The sequence below is a fragment of the Ferrovibrio sp. GW821-FHT12D07 genome, assembly GCF_058807275.1.
The window spans coordinates 1,996,071-2,012,607 of the sequence record NZ_JBXAQN010000001.1 but is presented as its reverse complement, the minus strand read 5'-3'; the positions used below and the strand labels follow the sequence as shown (position 1 = coordinate 2,012,607).

The 16,537-nt window shown below is 64.0% G+C and carries 13 protein-coding genes; 12 read left to right on the top strand and 1 reads right to left on the bottom strand.

All coding sequences use genetic code 11. The features are described from left to right. Position 1: 1 nt before the first annotated feature. The 12 genes from AC1RRE_RS09980 (at position 2) to AC1RRE_RS09925 (ending at position 15,461) form a co-directional block, all read left to right on the top strand. Positions 2 to 979, top strand: a complete 978-nt coding sequence (locus AC1RRE_RS09980; protein ID WP_492980977.1) for a DUF2232 domain-containing protein — start codon at positions 2 to 4, stop codon at positions 977 to 979. Continuing rightward, positions 979 to 1,530 (top strand): 50S ribosomal protein L9, encoded by a 552-nt coding sequence (gene rplI / locus AC1RRE_RS09975; protein ID WP_492980976.1) that lies wholly within the window; start codon positions 979 to 981, stop codon positions 1,528 to 1,530. The genes AC1RRE_RS09980 and rplI overlap by 1 nt, the downstream gene beginning before the upstream one ends. 364 nt (positions 1,531 to 1,894) lie before the next feature. After that, on the top strand, positions 1,895 to 3,358 hold the full coding sequence (locus tag AC1RRE_RS09970) for a replicative DNA helicase (RefSeq protein ID WP_492980975.1): 1,464 nt from the start codon (positions 1,895 to 1,897) through the stop codon (positions 3,356 to 3,358). A 231-nt stretch (positions 3,359 to 3,589) separates the two neighbouring features. After that, positions 3,590 to 5,527, top strand: coding sequence for a methyl-accepting chemotaxis protein (locus tag AC1RRE_RS09965; protein WP_492980974.1), 1,938 nt, complete (start codon positions 3,590 to 3,592; stop codon positions 5,525 to 5,527). Positions 5,528 to 5,707: 180 nt separating this feature from the next. Beyond that, positions 5,708 to 7,711 carry a methyl-accepting chemotaxis protein gene (locus tag AC1RRE_RS09960; protein ID WP_492980973.1) on the top strand — a complete coding sequence of 668 codons (2,004 nt, stop codon included), beginning with the start codon at positions 5,708 to 5,710 and terminating at the stop codon, positions 7,709 to 7,711. Between the two features lie 14 nt (positions 7,712 to 7,725). After that, positions 7,726 to 8,199, top strand: a complete 474-nt coding sequence (locus tag AC1RRE_RS09955) for a chemotaxis protein CheW (RefSeq protein WP_492980972.1) — start codon at positions 7,726 to 7,728, stop codon at positions 8,197 to 8,199. A 103-nt stretch (positions 8,200 to 8,302) separates the two neighbouring features. Next, positions 8,303 to 8,806, top strand: a complete 504-nt coding sequence (locus AC1RRE_RS09950; RefSeq protein ID WP_492980971.1) for a Spy/CpxP family protein refolding chaperone — start codon at positions 8,303 to 8,305, stop codon at positions 8,804 to 8,806. 214 nt (positions 8,807 to 9,020) lie between these two features. Continuing rightward, entirely contained in the window at positions 9,021 to 11,216 is a 2,196-nt protein-coding gene (locus AC1RRE_RS09945; RefSeq protein WP_492980970.1) for a methyl-accepting chemotaxis protein, read from the top strand. A gap of 2 nt (positions 11,217 to 11,218) precedes the next feature. Continuing rightward, complete coding sequence (locus AC1RRE_RS09940; protein ID WP_492980969.1) at positions 11,219 to 11,671, top strand: chemotaxis protein CheW; 453 nt, start codon at positions 11,219 to 11,221, stop codon at positions 11,669 to 11,671. 116 nt (positions 11,672 to 11,787) lie between these two features. Beyond that, complete coding sequence (locus AC1RRE_RS09935) at positions 11,788 to 12,225, top strand: carboxymuconolactone decarboxylase family protein (RefSeq protein WP_492980968.1); 438 nt, start codon at positions 11,788 to 11,790, stop codon at positions 12,223 to 12,225. A 40-nt stretch (positions 12,226 to 12,265) separates the two neighbouring features. Continuing rightward, on the top strand, positions 12,266 to 13,057 hold the full coding sequence (locus AC1RRE_RS09930) for a ZIP family metal transporter (protein WP_492980967.1): 792 nt from the start codon (positions 12,266 to 12,268) through the stop codon (positions 13,055 to 13,057). Positions 13,058 to 13,241: 184 nt separating this feature from the next. Continuing rightward, on the top strand, positions 13,242 to 15,461 hold the full coding sequence (locus AC1RRE_RS09925; protein ID WP_492980966.1) for a methyl-accepting chemotaxis protein: 2,220 nt from the start codon (positions 13,242 to 13,244) through the stop codon (positions 15,459 to 15,461). A gap of 3 nt (positions 15,462 to 15,464) precedes the next feature. On the opposite strand, the gene AC1RRE_RS09920 is transcribed toward AC1RRE_RS09925, so the two are convergent. After that, entirely contained in the window at positions 15,465 to 16,427 is a 963-nt protein-coding gene (locus AC1RRE_RS09920; RefSeq protein ID WP_492980965.1) for a DMT family transporter, read from the bottom strand. Between the last annotated feature and the right edge of the window lie 110 nt (positions 16,428 to 16,537).

The window sequence follows — 16,537 nt, the reverse complement described above, 5'->3', positions numbered from 1 at the left end:
CATGACCACGACACGCAGCATGATCATCGGAAGCCTCGCCGGCGTAGCGAGCGCAGTGCTGGTACTGACCGCCGCAAGCGGTCCGTTCGGCCTGATGCTCAGCTATCTGGTGCCGCTGCCGCTGTTCTTCGCCGGCCTCACCCATGGCCTGCCGGCCATCGGTATCGCTGGCGCGTTGGGCGCATTGGTCAGTGCGTATAACGGGCTGTATGCCGCCGGCGCCTATCTCGTCATCTTCGCGGTTCCGGCCGTGCTGCTGACGCGTCAGGCGCTGCTGGCCCGTCCGGCTGAGGAAGCCACGACGGGTGCCGAGGTCAAAGACGGGCTGGAATGGTATCCGGCCGGTCGACTGGTTGTCTGCCTCACCCTCTGGGTGCTTGCCCTGTTCGGCGTGGCGCTGCTGCTGACCGTGGACCGCGAAGGCGGTCTCCCCGGTCTGCTCCAGCCCAAGGTCGACCAGGTGCTGCGCCTGATGGACCTGCAGCGCGATAGCAAGATGGCTATCGACTACGAGAAAGCCGCCGCGAGCCTTGCTCACGTGCTGCCCTCGGCTCTGGGTCTGGGCTGGCTCACCATGATGACGGTCAACGGCACCCTGGCCCAGGCGCTGGCGATGATGGTTCGGCAAAATCGCCGGCCCACGCCGCAGTATACGGCGCTTGTCCTGCCGCGCGTTCTTGCGGTGGCCTTCGGTGTTGCGGTGCTCGCCGGCCTGGTATTGCCCGGCGATCTGTCTTTCGTCGGCGCCACGGCGGCGACGGTTCTCGCCTTCCCCTTCTTCCTGCAGGGGCTGGCGGTGGTGCATGGGCTGGCGGCGAAAGTCGCTTTGCCGGGTCTGGTTCTGGCCGTCTTCTATGCGGCTTTGGTGTTGGTTAGCGCGCTGGTCGGTGTACTGGTCGTTATCCTGGGTTTCATCGAACAATGGGCGGGTTTCCGCCGGCGTCTCGCCGGGGCCGGAGCCAGCCAGGAGAAAAACTAATGGAAGTCATTCTGCTCGAACGCGTCGAAAAGCTCGGCCAGATGGGCGAAGTGGTGCGTGTGAAGGACGGGTACGCCCGTAACTTCCTGCTCCCTCGCAAGAAGGCCATGCGTGCCACCACCGCCAACAAGGCGGTCTTTGAGAAGCAGCGCGCCCAGCTGGAAGCGCAGAACCTGGCCAAGAAGGGCGAGGCCGAGAAGGTCGCCGCCAAGATGGTCGGTCTCAGCGTTGCCCTGCTGCGCCAGGCTGGCGACAGCGGCCAGCTGTTCGGCTCGGTCAGCGCCCGCGACATCGCGGACGCCGTCACCGCCGCCGGCTTCACGCTGGGTCGCAACCAGGTCAACCTGACCACCCCGATCAAGACCGTGGGCGTCACCAGCGTCACCGTCGTCCTGCATCCGGAAGTCACCGTCGACGTGAAGGTCAACGTTGCCCGCTCCGAGGCTGAAGCCGAGAAGCAGGTCAGCGTCGAGAACCTGCTCGACGAAGGCGTCTCGATCGAAGACGAAGAGGCCGAAGGCGAAGCTGAGGCGGAAGCCCAGAACGCCTGATCCCGAACGTCTGATCAGCGTCACGATTATCTGCGTAAAAACGAATCGGCCCGGCAGGAAACTGCCGGGCCGTTTTGTTTTGCTCAAAAGAACTACGCCTGTGGATTACTTGGTTTTGCGCCAAGAATTGTGTGTCGAAATATCGACTTAGGAAGATCGGTTACCCACAGCTAAAATGAGGTGGATAATCAGCTGTCAATCTCATTTCGAACTAGAACTGCACAGGCCATTCGCCGTTAATGCGCCCCTCGCCAGCATGGCGACGCAGAACCGTCACAGTCTTCTCCTCGGGAAATATCCCAGGAAGGACAGAATGCGGTCGATGAACTGAACGGCAGAACTCAGGTTTGGGAAGAATTCCGGTATGGCAGTCGTTACCCCCTTCTCCGCCCCGGCGGCTGGCAGCGACCCTGCCGGCACCACACCGGCCTTCCGGACCCAACCGCACAACCTGGATGCCGAACAGGAACTGCTGGGCGCGATCCTGGTCAACAACGAAGCTGCCATGAAGGTGTCGGGTTTCCTGGCCCCGGACCATTTCTTCCACGAAGCCCATCGCAAGATTTATGAATCGACGCTGACGCTGATCGAGCGCGGCGAGATCGCCAATCCGGTTACGCTGAAGGCCTATTTCGAGCGTGACGAAGTGCTGGCCAAGACCGGCGGCACCGCCTATCTGGCCCGCCTGGCCGCCGCCGCCACCACCGTCATCAATGCCGAGGATTACGCCAAGGTGATCCACGACCTGGCGCTGCGCCGCCAGCTGATCACCATCGGCGAGGAAATGGTGAACCGCGCCTACGACCCCCAGGTCGACGAGGCCGCGACCCACCAGATCGAGGAAACCGAACAGCGCCTGTTCAAGCTGGCCGATGAAGGCAGCTCGGAAGGCGGTTTCGTCTCGTTCAAGGAATCCATCGGGGAATCGATCAAGAATATCGACGCCGCCTGGAAGAAGGGCGGCCTGTCGGGCGTCACCACCGGCCTGCGCGACATGGACAAGATGCTGGGCGGCATGCATCCGTCCGATCTGGTCATCCTTGCCGGCCGTCCGTCGATGGGTAAAACCTCGCTGGCCACCAACATGGCTTTCAACGCGGCCAAGGCCGGCATCCCGGTGGCCTTCTTCAGCCTCGAAATGTCGTCCGACCAGTTGGCCACCCGTATCCTGGCGGAAGAAACCGAAATTCCGTCCGAGAAGCTGCGCCGCGGCGAAATCACTGACGATGAATTCACCCGCAAGATCGTGCCGGCGTCCAAGGACCTGGCGCAGTTGCCGTTCTTCGTGGACGATACCGGCGCGATCTCGATCTCGCTGCTGCGCAGCCGCGCCCGCCGCCTCAAGCGCACCAACAATATCGGCATGATCATCGTCGACTACCTGCAGCTGGTGCGCGGCAGCAACTCGCGCCGCAACGACAATCGCGTGCAGGAAATCTCGGAAGTGACCCAGGCGCTGAAGGCGCTGGCCAAGGACCTGAACGTCCCCGTCATCGCGCTGTCCCAGCTCTCCCGCGCCGTGGAAAGCCGCGACGACAAGCGCCCGCAGCTTTCGGACTTGCGTGAATCAGGCGCCATCGAGCAGGACGCCGACGTCGTGATGTTCGTGTATCGCGAGGAATATTACGAGATGCGCAAGCAGCCCACCGAGGGCACGCCCGAGCATATAGAGTGGCAGGACCGCATGGGCCGCATCGCCAACCTGGCCGAGGTGATCATCGGCAAGCAACGTCACGGCCCTATCGGCCGCGTGGTGCTGCATTTCGAAAGCGCCTTCACCAAGTTCAGCGATCATATCCAGAGCGATCACCTACCCGAGGCGTATTAAAAAGATACGCTACGATAACGCCGCATACTGAGCAGCACAGCGATCGAGCCGCGCCAGGCGAGTATCATCATATGCTCAAGCTTCGCTGATGGCATTGAAAGACATGACGGCCCTTAAGTTTTGTAAGGATCGTGTTCGAATTAAGTAAAATAGCTTTCGCGTAAAATTCCTTTTCGCGACTATCCCTCCACGCACAACGGTCCATCACGGATCATGCTGGAGGGATTTTCCATGCAGTTCTTCAACAACCTGAAAATCGGCACCCGCATCCTGTCCATCCTGGTGCTGTTCGCCTGCGGCCTGGTCGGCGTAACGCTGATCGGCCTCAACGGCCTCCGTACCTATGACAGCAGCGTCGACGACATGCAGAGCATGGCTAACCGCGCGCTGTACGCGCTGAAGGCCAGCCGCGCCATGAGCGATACCGCGGCCGAAGCCCGCGCCATCTACAGCAGCACCGATCCGGCCGAAATCCGCGGCCTGGCGGAGCGCCTGAACAAGGCGATCCAGGAATTCGAAGATACCCTTGTCCCCTATGAGGCCGCACAGCCGGCCGACCGGCGCGCCGCCTTCCAGGCGCGCAAGCAGCAGATGCAGGAGTTTGCAAAATATCGCCGCGAGATCGCTCGCATCGCCCTGACCGATGGCGGTGCGGCCGCACGCAGATTCGGCAACCAGCCGCAATACACCACCCTGCGCGACACCTTGGACAAGGAGCTGGACGATGCCATCGCTCGCAACGACCAGGGCATCACGCAGATTTCCACGCAGCTCGATGCTTTTATCGTTTCCGAGGAACGGCTGCTGATCGGTCTTTCGGCCATGATCATCATCGGCTCGCTGCTGCTGGGCTTCGGCATTTCACTGCTGACCATCACCCGTCCCATCAACCGGCTGGCCGGGGGCATGAAGACCCTGGCCGACGGCAATACCGGCACCGATGTCTATGGCGCGACCCGCAAGGACGAGATCGGCGTCATGGCCAAGACCGTGCAGGTGTTCAAGGACAGCATGATCGCCCGCGAAAAGGCCGAGACCGATATCGCCGAACAGCGCCGCGTCACCGAGGAGCAGCGCAATGCCCGTGAAACCCGCGAACGCCGGGCGATCGAGGAAATCTCCACACTTTGCGACAAGGCTTCGGCCGGTGATCTGGATGCCCGCCTGAACGAAGGCGACAAGGAGGGATTCCTGCTCACCATCAGCCAGCGCCTGAACGGCCTGACCGGCATGCTGCAGCAGGTGACCGGCGAGATCGCCACCGTCACCGCCGGCATGGCCCAGGGCGACCTGACCAATGACATCCGCGGCGACTATCAGGGCGTGTTCGGCAGACTGAAGACCGGCGTGAACGACATGGCCGGCAAGCTGCGCGAGATCGCCGGCGAGCTCAATCGCAGTGCCGCCGCGGTGAAAGAAGCCGCCGCCGAGATTTCCACCGGCAGCCTCGACCTGGCCAGCCGCACCGAAAGCCAGGCCGCCTCGATCGAGGAGACCGCCGCCTCGATGCATGAAATCACCGCCACCGTGAAGCAGAATGCCGACAATGCCCAGGCCGCCAACCAGATGTCGGAAGTGGCGCGCGGCGCGGCCGACAAGGGTGGCGCCGTCATGCAGGATGTGGTGAAATCCATGACCGGCATTGAGAATTCGGCAGCCAAGATCGGCGACATCATTGCCCTGATCGACGAGATCGCCTTCCAGACCAATCTGCTGGCGCTCAACGCAAGCGTTGAAGCCGCCCGCGCCGGCGAGGCCGGTAAGGGTTTCGCCGTGGTCGCACAGGAAGTGCGCGCGCTGGCCGGCCGCTCGGCCAATGCCTCGAAGGAGATCAAGGCGCTGATCACGGAATCGAATGCCCAGGTCCGCGATGGGGGCAAGCTGGTCAGCCAGGCCGGCGAAAGCCTGACTGAGATCGTCGGCGCGGTGAAGAAGGTCTCCGACATCGTCGCCGAGATCGCGGCGGCCTCGCGCGAACAGGCCACGGGCCTCGAGCAGGTCAACACCGCTGTCGGCACCATGGATGAGATGACCCAGCGCAACGGCGCCCTGGTCGAAGAGACCTCGGCCGCCGCCCAATCGCTGTCGCAGCAGGCCACCCAGCTTGCCCAGCTCGTCAGCTTCTTCCGTGTCGGCGGTCATGCACCGCGGCTGGTGCGCGTGGCCTGATGGAAAATAACCGAGGCATAAACCAGAGCAGGTTGGGCTGTTTTAGGTCGCTACACGCAAGACGGGATGATTGGGGCGCCAGACCGGGAAACGCCCTAATTTTCCCGTAAGGCCGCCATTATCAACCGTTTCCATTATTGGAAAGTAATCGGACAGGTTTGAAAGGCAGGCGTATGCCGGATGGGTCAGGTCCCGCCGGAAGCGGGATCACACCCCTTCAAGCCCATCGAGGCCGCCATGACCCGCCTGCTGACCAATACCAAGATTCTGACCCGCATCTTCTTCGTCTTGATCCTGCTGTCCGGCGCCACGCTGGGCGTCGGCATCATGGCGCGCTACATCGTCGATGTGTCGGACAAGGTGACCGACCAGATGGCCAATACCTCGGCCCGCGCCCTGCAGGGTCTGCGGATCGACTCCCTGATCCAGTCGACGCTCGCCGATACCCGCTCGGTCTACTCCGCCCGCGATGCGGACGAGCTGAAGCGCTACAGCGCCAACGCGGTGCAGAATATCGACAAGATCGTCGCCGGCATGAATAAATGGGAAAGCATGGTCCCCACCGATCGCAAGGCCGCCTTTGCCGAGATGCGCAGCCAGGTTGACAGTTTCATTGCCCTGCGCCGCCGCATCATCGAGGTCGCCAGCAAGGAAGGCTCAGCCGCGGCCCAGGCTTTCGGCCAGACCCCCGACAACATCAAGCTGCGCGATGCCGTGGTCGAGCGCATCCAGTCCGCCGTCACCAATAATGAAAAGGCTGTCGACAAGATGAACGACGAGGTCAGCGCGCTTTACGCCGACCAGCGCTGGCTGCTGATCGTCACCGTCGCCGGCTCCATCATCGGCTCGCTGCTGATCGCCGGCTTCGTCGCCATCGGCACCATCACCCGCCCGATCCGCCGCATGACCGACACCATGGCCACGCTGGCCACCGGCAACACCAAGGTCGATGTCGAAGGCGCCCTGCGCAAGGACGAGATCGGCGCCATGGCCAAGGCCGTGCAGGTGTTCAAGGACAGCATGATCGCCCGCGAGAAGGCCGAGGCCGATATCGCCGCCCAGCGCAGCACAACGGAAGAGCAGCGCGCCGCCCGCGAGACCCGCGAGCGCAAGGCGATCGAGGAAATCTCGCTGCTCTGTGACAAGGCCGCCGCCGGCGACCTGGATACAAGGCTCAATGAAACCGACAAGGAAGGCTTCCTGCTCACCATCAGCCAGCGCCTGAACGGCCTGACCGGCATGCTGCAGCAGGTCACCAGCGAAATCGCCACCGTTACCGCCGGCATGGCCCAGGGCGACCTGACCAATGACATCCGCGGCAACTATCATGGCGTCTTCGGCAAGCTGAAGACCGGTGTCAACGAGATGGCCGGCAAGCTGCGCGAGATCGCCGGCGAGCTGAACCATAGCGCCGCCGCCGTAAAGGAAGCCGCTGCGGAAATCTCCACCGGCAGCCTCGACCTGGCCAGCCGGACGGAAAGTCAGGCAGCCTCGATCGAGGAGACCGCCGCCTCGATGCACGAGATCACCGCTACCGTGAAGCAGAATGCCGACAATGCGGCGGCAGCCAACCAGCTCGCCTCCGTGGCACGCGAGGCCGCCGACAAGGGGGGCAACGTGATGGGCAGCGTCGTGCAGTCGATGACCGGCATCGAAGCCTCGGCCGGCAAGATCAGCGACATCATCGCCCTGATCGACGAGATCGCCTTCCAGACCAACCTGCTGGCGCTCAATGCTTCGGTCGAAGCCGCGCGTGCGGGTGAAGCCGGCAAGGGCTTTGCGGTCGTGGCACAGGAAGTGCGCGCGCTCGCCGGCCGCTCGGCCGATGCCTCGAAGGAGATCAAGGCGCTGATCTCTGAATCGAACGCCCAGGTTCGCGACGGCAGCAAGCTGGTCGGCCAGGCCGGTGAAAGCCTGACCGAGATCGTCGGCGCGGTGAAGAAGGTGTCGGACATCGTCGCCGAGATCGCGGCTGCCAGCCGCGAGCAGGCCACGGGTCTGGAGCAGGTCAATACCGCCGTCGGCACCATGGACGAGATGACCCAGCGCAACGGCGCCCTGGTCGAGGAAACCTCGGCTTCGGCCCAGTCGCTGTCGCAGCAGGCGAGCCAGCTCGCGCAGCTGGTCAGCTTCTTCCGCATCAAGGGCACCGCCGGGCAAAATCTGGCGCTGGCCGCCGAGTAAAGGAGAGACCGCACATGGATAGCAATACCGATCGTCTCGACGCCCTGCTCATCAATGTCGGTGACCAGACCTACGCTTTGCCGCTACTCCAGATCCAGGAGATCCGCGGCTGGTCGCCGGTGTCGCCGCTGCCTGATACCGATCCCGCCTGTCTGGGCGTGATCAACCTGCGCGGCAGCGTGCTGCCGGTCTTCGACGCCCGTCCGATCCTGGGCAAGCCGGCCAATCCGCCGCGCCCCCAGGACGTGATCGTCGTCGCGGTGCTGGACGGCAAGCCGCTCGGCCTGGTGGTCGACAGCGTGTCGGACATCATCGAGATCGATCCCCAGCATCTCAGTCGCGCCGATGAGGCCGAAACCTGGGCTTCGGGCCTGCTCGACGGCATCGCCACGATGGGCGAGCGTCTGGTGCCGGTGCTGGCGCTCAGCCGCCTCGCCGGCTCGCGCATGCCGGCAGAAACGCCGAAGGCTTTGCCGCACGCGGCGTAAACCGCCAAAAAAACCGCCCGCAGGATTTGACGGGACGCGACGTGTTGATTGGGGACGGCGGTGAAAAACCTGCCGTCCCTTTTTTCAACCCCAGGAGTCTGTCATGTCGATCCGCAATGCCCTTCTCGCCGCCAGTGTGATTGCCGCCGGCTTCGGCGGTGGCCTCGCCTTCGCCCAGCCTGCTCCCCAGACAGGTGTGCAGCCCGGCCAGCCCGCCGCGCATGCGCAACGCGCCGAGCGTCCTGCCCCTGGAAAATTCATCGAAGGCCGCATCGCCTTCCTGAAGACCGAGCTGAAACTCACCGCCGCGCAGCAGCCGCTGTTCGACAAACTGGCCGATGAAATGCGCGCCAGCGCCAAGGTGATGCAGGAGCGCCATGTCCAACGCCAGCAGGCCAGCGCCACCACCCCGGCTTCGACCTCGGCGCTGGAGAAGATGGAAAAGCGCCAGGCGATGATGAAGGAGATGACGACGGCGCAGGACCGCCACATCGCCGCCTTCCGCCCGCTCTACCAGTCGCTGTCGGATGAGCAGAAGAAGACCGCCGACCAGCTCTTCGCCCAGCCCATGGGCCCCGGCCACTCGCGCATTCCGCGCAGCCACTAAGACTGTCAACACGGATACGGGAACGGGGCCCTACCAAGGGCCCCGTTTTTTTGTTTCCGCAAAAACTCTCACCAATTCTGGCAGACGCATGACGTAAGCCTACAGGGCGATAGGAGCAGCCCGCCAAACCCCTAGACTGAATACACGGGCAACATTTGCGGCCAGTGAGAAACACTGTCGCGAGTCCCGATAAAAAAATACGGGAGGCACTATCGTGACATTGAGGACTCTGACCATTGCGGCCAATACCGTCATGCTTGCCATGCTGGCCGCCATCATCGGCACCTGGCTGCTGCTCAACGGCGCGCAGCAGGACCTGCAGGACAAATACCGTGTACGGTATGAATCCTACCTGCTGGCCGATGAACTGCGGCAGAGTTCCGATGACCTGACCCGGCTGGCGCGCACCTATGTGGTGACCGGCGAGCAGGCCTATGAAGACCAGTACATGGCCATTCTCGACATCCGCAACGGCAAGAAGCCGCGTCCGCAGGCCTATCAGCGCATCTACTGGGATTTCGTCGCCGCCGGTAACCAGAAGCCGCGCCCCGATGCCGATACCGTGCCGCTGCAGACCCTGATGAAGCAGGCCGGCTTCACCGATGCCGAATTCGCCAAGCTGACCCAGGCGCAGGCCAATTCCGATGGCCTTGTCAAACTGGAAGTCATCGCCATGAATGCGGTGAAAGGCCTGTTCGACGACGGCAAGGGTGGTTTCACCCTGAAGAAGGACCCCGACTTCGAGCTGGCGCGCAAGCTGGTTCATTCGAAGGAGTACCACACCTTCAAATCACAGATCATGGCGCCGATCGACGAGTTCTTCGTCCTGCTCGATGCGCGCACCGCCGACGCCATCCGTCAGGCCGAAAACACTGTCGACCGCGACAATGCCATCTTCATGACCCTGCTGGTCGTGCTGGCGCTCGGCATGGCCGGCTATGCCGCCCTGTTCTTCCTCGGCGCGATCCGCCCTGTCGAAGTGCTGAAGACGGCGATGCAGAAGCTTGCCAACGACGAAACCGACCTGAAGATTCCGGCCCTCACCCGCCGCAACGAGGTCGGCGACATGGCCCGCACGGTGGAAACCTTCCGTAACAACGCCATCGCGAAGGCGAAACTGGAAGGCCAGGCCGGCGAGCAGCAGCGCAAGGCCGCCGAGGTCGCCGCCGAACAGCAGCAGCGCGAACAGCGGGCGCGTGAAGAGATCGCCGCCTTCTGCGGCAAGGTCGCCAAGGGCGACCTGGCTTCGCGCATCATCGAGACCGACAAGGACGGCGTCTTCCTGGCCGTGAGCCAGCAGCTCAACCAGCTGACCACCTCACTGCAGTCGATCACCGGCAAGCTGGCCGCCAGCATGGCCTCGCTGGCACAGGGTGACCTGAGCCAGCAGGTTGCCGGCGACTATCAGGGTGTGTTTGGCGAGCTGCGCGACAGCATGAATCGCACCATCGAGCAGCTGCAGGGTTTCGCCGCGCGGCTGAATGAAAGCTCGACGGCAGTGAAGGATGCCTCGGCCGAAATCTCGTCCGGCAGCCAGGACCTGGCCAGCCGCACGGAAAGCCAGGCGGCTTCGATTGAAGAGACTGCCGCCTCGATGCACGAGATCACCACCACGGTGAAGCAGAATGCCGATAACGCGCAGGCGGCGAACCAGCTGGCCACCGCTGCGCGCGATACCGCCGAGAAAGGCGGGAATGTGGTGGCCGACGCTGTGAAGGCCGTCAGCCAGATCGAAGGCAGCGCCCAGAAGATCAGCGACATCGTCGGCCTGATCGACGAGATCGCCTTCCAGACCAACCTGCTGGCGCTCAATGCCAGCGTGGAAGCAGCCCGTGCCGGCGAGGCCGGCAAAGGCTTTGCCGTGGTCGCGCAGGAAGTGCGCGCGCTGGCGCAACGGTCTGCCAATGCCTCGAAGGACATCAAGGCGCTGATCTCTGAATCGAACACGCAGGTCAAGACGGGCGCGGCGCTGGTGAACCAGACCGGCCAGTCGCTGACCGAGATCGTCGGCGCCATCAAGAAGGTGTCGGACATCGTGGCCGAGATCGCCGCCGCCAGCCGTGAACAGGCCACCGGTCTCGATCAGGTCAACACCGCCGTCGGCTCGATGGACGAGATGACCCAGCGCAATGGCGCGCTGGTGGAACAGACCTCGGCTTCGGCGCAGGCACTGTCGGGCCAGGCCAACCAGTTGGCCCAGCTGGTCGGCTTCTTCAAGACCGGCGGTCATCGCCCCGCCACTGCCTCTGCGCCGACCCCGACGGTCGCATCGCGTCCCAAGCCGGTGCTGGTTGCCGCCAAGCCGGCGCCGGCAAAACCCGCTGCCGCCCCTGTAAAACCTGCTCCCACTGCCAAGGCCCCGTCTCCGTCGTCGGCCGCCGGGCAGCCGGAAGACTGGCAGGAGTTCTGATCATGGAGCGCATAGACGCCCTTCTGATCAATGTCGGCCCGCAGACCTATGCCCTGCCGCTGCTCCAGATTCAGGAGATTCGCGGCTGGTCGCCGGTCTCGCATCTGCCCGATACTGATCCGGCCTGCCTTGGCATGCTGAACCTGCGTGGATCGGTGATGCCGATCTTCGATGCCCGCATGATCCTGGGCAATGCCACACCGCCGCCACCCAGTCCGCAGGACGTGATTGTGGTCGCCGTGCTGGACGGTCAGCCGCGCGGCCTGGTGGTCGACAGCGTGTCGGATATCGTCGAGATCGATGCCGATACGATCCGCCGGACCGAAGGCGAGGACTGGTCATCCCGCCTGATCGACGGCATCGCCACCGTGGGCGAACGGCTGGTGCCGCTGCTGGCCGTGCAGAGGTTGACCGCCGCCCGCATGCCCGACCAGGCGCTGATCGCGGCAGCCTGATCCAGACACCAACGACATCTGACTGCAGTCACTGAACGGGGCCCCGCAAGGGCCCCGTTTTCTGTCACAGGTGGCCGATCTGCCACGTCTATGCTGGTGTCAAAAGGAGAAACACCATGACCCAGCGTCTCGACTACCGCACCCTCAGCCCCGAAGCGATCAAGGGGCTGTTCGCCGGCCATCCGCATCTGACCAAGGCACTTCCGCGACCCTTCGTGGATATCCTGTGGATCCGCATATCGCAGATCAACGGCTGCGCCTATTGCGTCGACCAGCATACCAGCGACGCGCTCCAGCATGGCGCGACCGACCGCAAGCTGCATCACGTCGCCATCTGGTGGGAGTCGCCGCTGTTCGACGACAAGGAGCGCGCGGCACTGGCTTATGCCGAAGCCGTCACCCGGCTGGAACACCAGCGTGTCGCCGATGATGTCTATGACCCACTCAAAGCCCTGTTCGATGAGCGCACAATCGTCGACCTGACCGTGGCCATCGCCAGCATGAACGCCTGGAACCGGCTGGCCATTGCCATGAAGAAGGGTGCCCCCGCCTAAAGCCTGTCGAATATCGCGAGGCCCGTGCTACATCTGATGCATGGACCTCGCGCCTCCCCCTCCCGACCTGTCGCCCTTCATGCTGGGCGTGCTGGCCAGCGTCGTGGCCGGTTTCGGCGCGACAGCCGTGGGCGCGCTGCCGGTTTTCGTGCTGCGCGTGCTGAAAGACACCACGCAGAACCTGATGCTGGCTTTCGCCGCCGGCGTGATGCTGGCGGCCACGTTCTTCTCGCTGCTGGTGCCGGCGCTGGAACAGGCCGGCCGCTCGATGACGCCCAGCCCGGCGGCGCTCAGCGTCATCCTCGCGCTGCTGATCGGCGCGATCACCATGTATGTCGCCCACCGCTTCGCGCCGCATGAGCATTTCGGCCCCAAGGGCCGCGAGAATGCCGATGCCTCGCGACTGTCGCGGGTGTGGCTCTTTGTCATCGCCATCGCCCTGCATAATTTTCCAGAAGGTCTGGCCGTGGGCATCGGTGCAGCCAGCGGCGATCTCGCCAGCGGCCTTGGCGTCACCCTCGGCATCGGATTGCAGAACCTGCCCGAAGGCCTGGCCGTGGCCGTCGCACTGCGCGGCGAAGGCTACACCCGCGAACGCTCCTTCATGATCGCGGCGCTGACCGGCCTTCTGGAACCGCTGGGTGCCGGCGCGTTGGCGCTCACTGCCGGCCTGCTGCCCTGGGCGCTGGCTTTTGCTGCGGGTGCGATGCTGTTCATCATCTCGTCCGAGGTCATCCCCGAGACCCATCGTCATGGTGTCGAGCGCGGCGCCACCACGGCGCTGTTCGGCGGCTTCGTGGTCATGCTCTATCTTGACGTGGCGCTGGGCTGACGAAGACAAGATTACTGCAGCGGGCTACGCCCCGGTTGCTAATCCATAGCCTATCATCCTCCCGGTTGCGCAGAAGTCCGGTTTCCAAGCCCCCGCCCGGCGCGCTAGAATGCCGATCGTTGCAATACAAACGATAATCAATGCGCACCGGCCACCGGCACAGGCGCGCTGTCCGGGAGGCAACATGCAGAGCGTGAACAATCTCAGCATTGGCGGCAGGATCAATCTCGGCTTCGGCCTGGTCATCGTGATGCTGCTGGTGGTCGCCGGCGCCGGCCTCCTGGGCGTCAACAAGGCGCGGTTGCTGTTCAACGAATTCGACATCACCTCCGATGCAACCCGCGCCGTGCTGCGGGCCGAACGCGACATCATCGACCTGAGCCGCAATGTGCTGCTTTACATGGATCGCGATAGCACCAAGGGCCTGGAAGATGCGCGCGGCCTGGTGAAATCGATCCCGAACACCCTGCAGGAAGCCAACGCCGATGCGGACGCCAACGAAAAGCGCGTCATGGCCGAGATCAACGATCTGACGCAGAAATACGGCGCGGCGCTGGAAGCCGCAGTCGCCGCCCGCGCCGAATACAACGGCATCTTCCAGAAAGATGTGGTGCCCGCCAGCACGGTGATCCGCCAGATCCTGCCACAGACCATGGGCCAGGCCGTCGACGTCAAGGATTACGAGACCGCCTACCTGTCGGCGCGCGTGCAGGAAATCCTGAATGCCATCGGCGCCGCCGCCTACCAGTATCTCTATCGTCCCCGCCCCGACCTGCTGGAACGCACCAAGCAGCTGACCGGCGAACTGGGCACGGTGAGCAACGCGCTGGCCGAACGGCTGATCGACAAGCGACAGATGTCGGCCGGCGAGGAACTGAAGGAGGCCACGGCGGCCTATGCCGAAGGCCTGCTGAAGGTGATGACCATCATCGGCCGCATCGGCACCGAGCTCAACAGCGCGATGCAGCAGAATGCCGTCGGTTCGCTGGAGCGGGTCGAGAAGCTGGCCGACAGCCGCAGTGCTGAACTGGATGCCGACGAAGCCGCCATGCATGCCAGCCTGCAGGCCACTCTGGTCTTCATCGCCATCCTGGCGCCGATCGCGCTGGTCGTGGCGTTGATCTTCGCCGTATTGATCGGCCGCTCGATCCGCGCGCCCATCCTCGGCCTGACCGAGACCATGGGCGTGCTGGCGCAGGGCGATTACAGCGCCGAGGTGAAGGGACTGGAGCGGCGGGACGAACTTGGCCGCATGGCCCAGGCCGTGCAGGTCTTCAAGCAGAATGGCGAGGAAAACGAACGCCTGCGCGGCCAGGTCGAGGCCGAGCGCCAGCAGCGCGAGCGCGAGCGCGCCGAGCAGGAAGCCGAACTCGACCGCTCGGTCGGCATGGTGGTGCAGGCCGCTGTCAACGGCAACCTGTCCAAGCGCATCGACACTGCCAGCCTGCAGGGCGTGATGCGCAAGCTGGGCGACGGCATCAACAACCTGGTCTCCAGCGTCAATACCGCCATTGACGAAGTGGGCAAGGTGCTGGCCGGCATGGCTGGTGGCGACCTCACCAAGCGAGTCACCGGGCAGTATTACGGCGTGTTCGGCGAACTGAAGGACAACACCAATGCCACCAACGAGAAGTTGGCCGGCACGGTGCGCGGCATCGCCGAGTCCGCCAGGGCGGTGAGCGAGGCGAGTTCGGAAATCTCGACCGGCAGCCAGGACCTGGCACAGCGCACGGAAAGCCAGGCCGCCTCGATCGAGGAGACCGCCGCCTCCATGCACGAGATCACGGCGACGGTGAAGCAGAATGCCGACAATGCCGAAGCCGCCAACCAGCTGGCCGTCTCGGCTCGCGATGCCGCCGACAAGGGCGGCAAGGTGATGCAAGATGTCGTCGGCGCCATGACCGGCATCGAGGGCAGCGCGCAGAAGATCGTCGAGATCGTCAGCCTGATCGACGAGATCGCTTTCCAGACCAACCTGCTGGCGCTGAATGCCTCGGTGGAAGCCGCGCGCGCCGGCGAGGCCGGCAAGGGCTTTGCCGTCGTCGCCCAGGAAGTGCGCGCGCTGGCCGGACGCTCGGCCGACGCCAGCAAGGAGATCAAGACGCTGATCTCGGAATCCAACAGCCAGGTGAAGACCGGCGCGACGCTGGTCAACCAGGCCGGCTCGGCGCTGGGCGATATCGTCACCTCGGTTAAGAAGGTGTCCGACATCGTGGCCGAGATCGCCTCGGCCTCGCGCGAACAGGCCACCGGCCTCGACCAGATCAACACCGCCGTCGCCAGCATGGACGAGATGACCCAACGCAATGGCGCGCTGGTGGAACAGACCTCGGCCTCGGCGCAAGCGCTGTCGGGTCAGGCGCGCGAACTGACGTCGCTGGTCGGCTTCTTCAGGGTGGCGTGACGGTCAAGGCGCAATGACGGGCGGCCGACGCCGCCATTCCGCCAGCAGGATGCCGCCAAGTACCAGCACCAGCGCGACGACGTGATACAGCGCCATCTCCTCGCCCAGGATCAGCACGGCGAGGCTGGCGCCGAAGATCGGCATCAGGTTGGTGAACAGCCCCGACCGCCCCGGCCCGATCAGCTCGACCGCGCGGATGAAGAAGATTTGCGACAGCAGCGACGGGAAGATCGCCACGTAGATCAGCAGCATCCAGCCCTTCCACGTGGGCCAGAAGAATTCACCCGCCGCGATCTCCACGCCGAGCAGCACGACGGATGACAGCAACGCCGCCGGCGTCAGTGCGGCGAAGAAGACCAGACTGGGCACCACCGGGCGATTGCGCAGCAGCACCGAATAGACCGCATAGAAGACAGTGGCAGTGAGGATCAGCAGGTCGCCCTGATTGAGCCGCAGGTCGAGCAGATGGGTCAGGTCGCCCTTGACGCCGGTCAGGATCACGCCGGCCATCGAGACCGCCATGCCGAGCCACTGCAGCGCACGCACAGGCTGGCCGAAGATCACCAGCGCGAAAATGAAGATCAACGCCGGCATCGCGCCGTTGATGATGTTGATGTTGATCGCCGTGGTGCTGTGCGCCGACCAGTAGAGCAGCGTGTTATAGGCGGTGTAGCCCATGGTGCCCATCAGGGCCAGATAGCCGATGCGGGGCTTCAGCACCGGCCAGTATTCGCGCAGGCCCTGGCGGCGGAGGCTGAGCATGAGGCCGGCCACGATGCTCCAGCGCAGGCAGGTGAGCGTGGCGGGCGAAATCTCGGGCACCGCCAGACGGCTGACCACGGAATGGCCGCCCCACATCATCATGGTGAGGATCAGCAGCAGATAGGCATTCGAGAACAGGCGTGTGCCGAGACCGGCCCAGAAACCGGGGCGCTCAGATTCATTCGCGGAAGACGGGGCAGACATCGAAACCTCGAACGCACAAACAGACGGCGACGCATATTGTGGCGGCCCTCTTCCGTGACCGGTCCCCCGTTGCATGCAGTCTGCCCGGGCCAGCGGGCCAAGACAAGCAA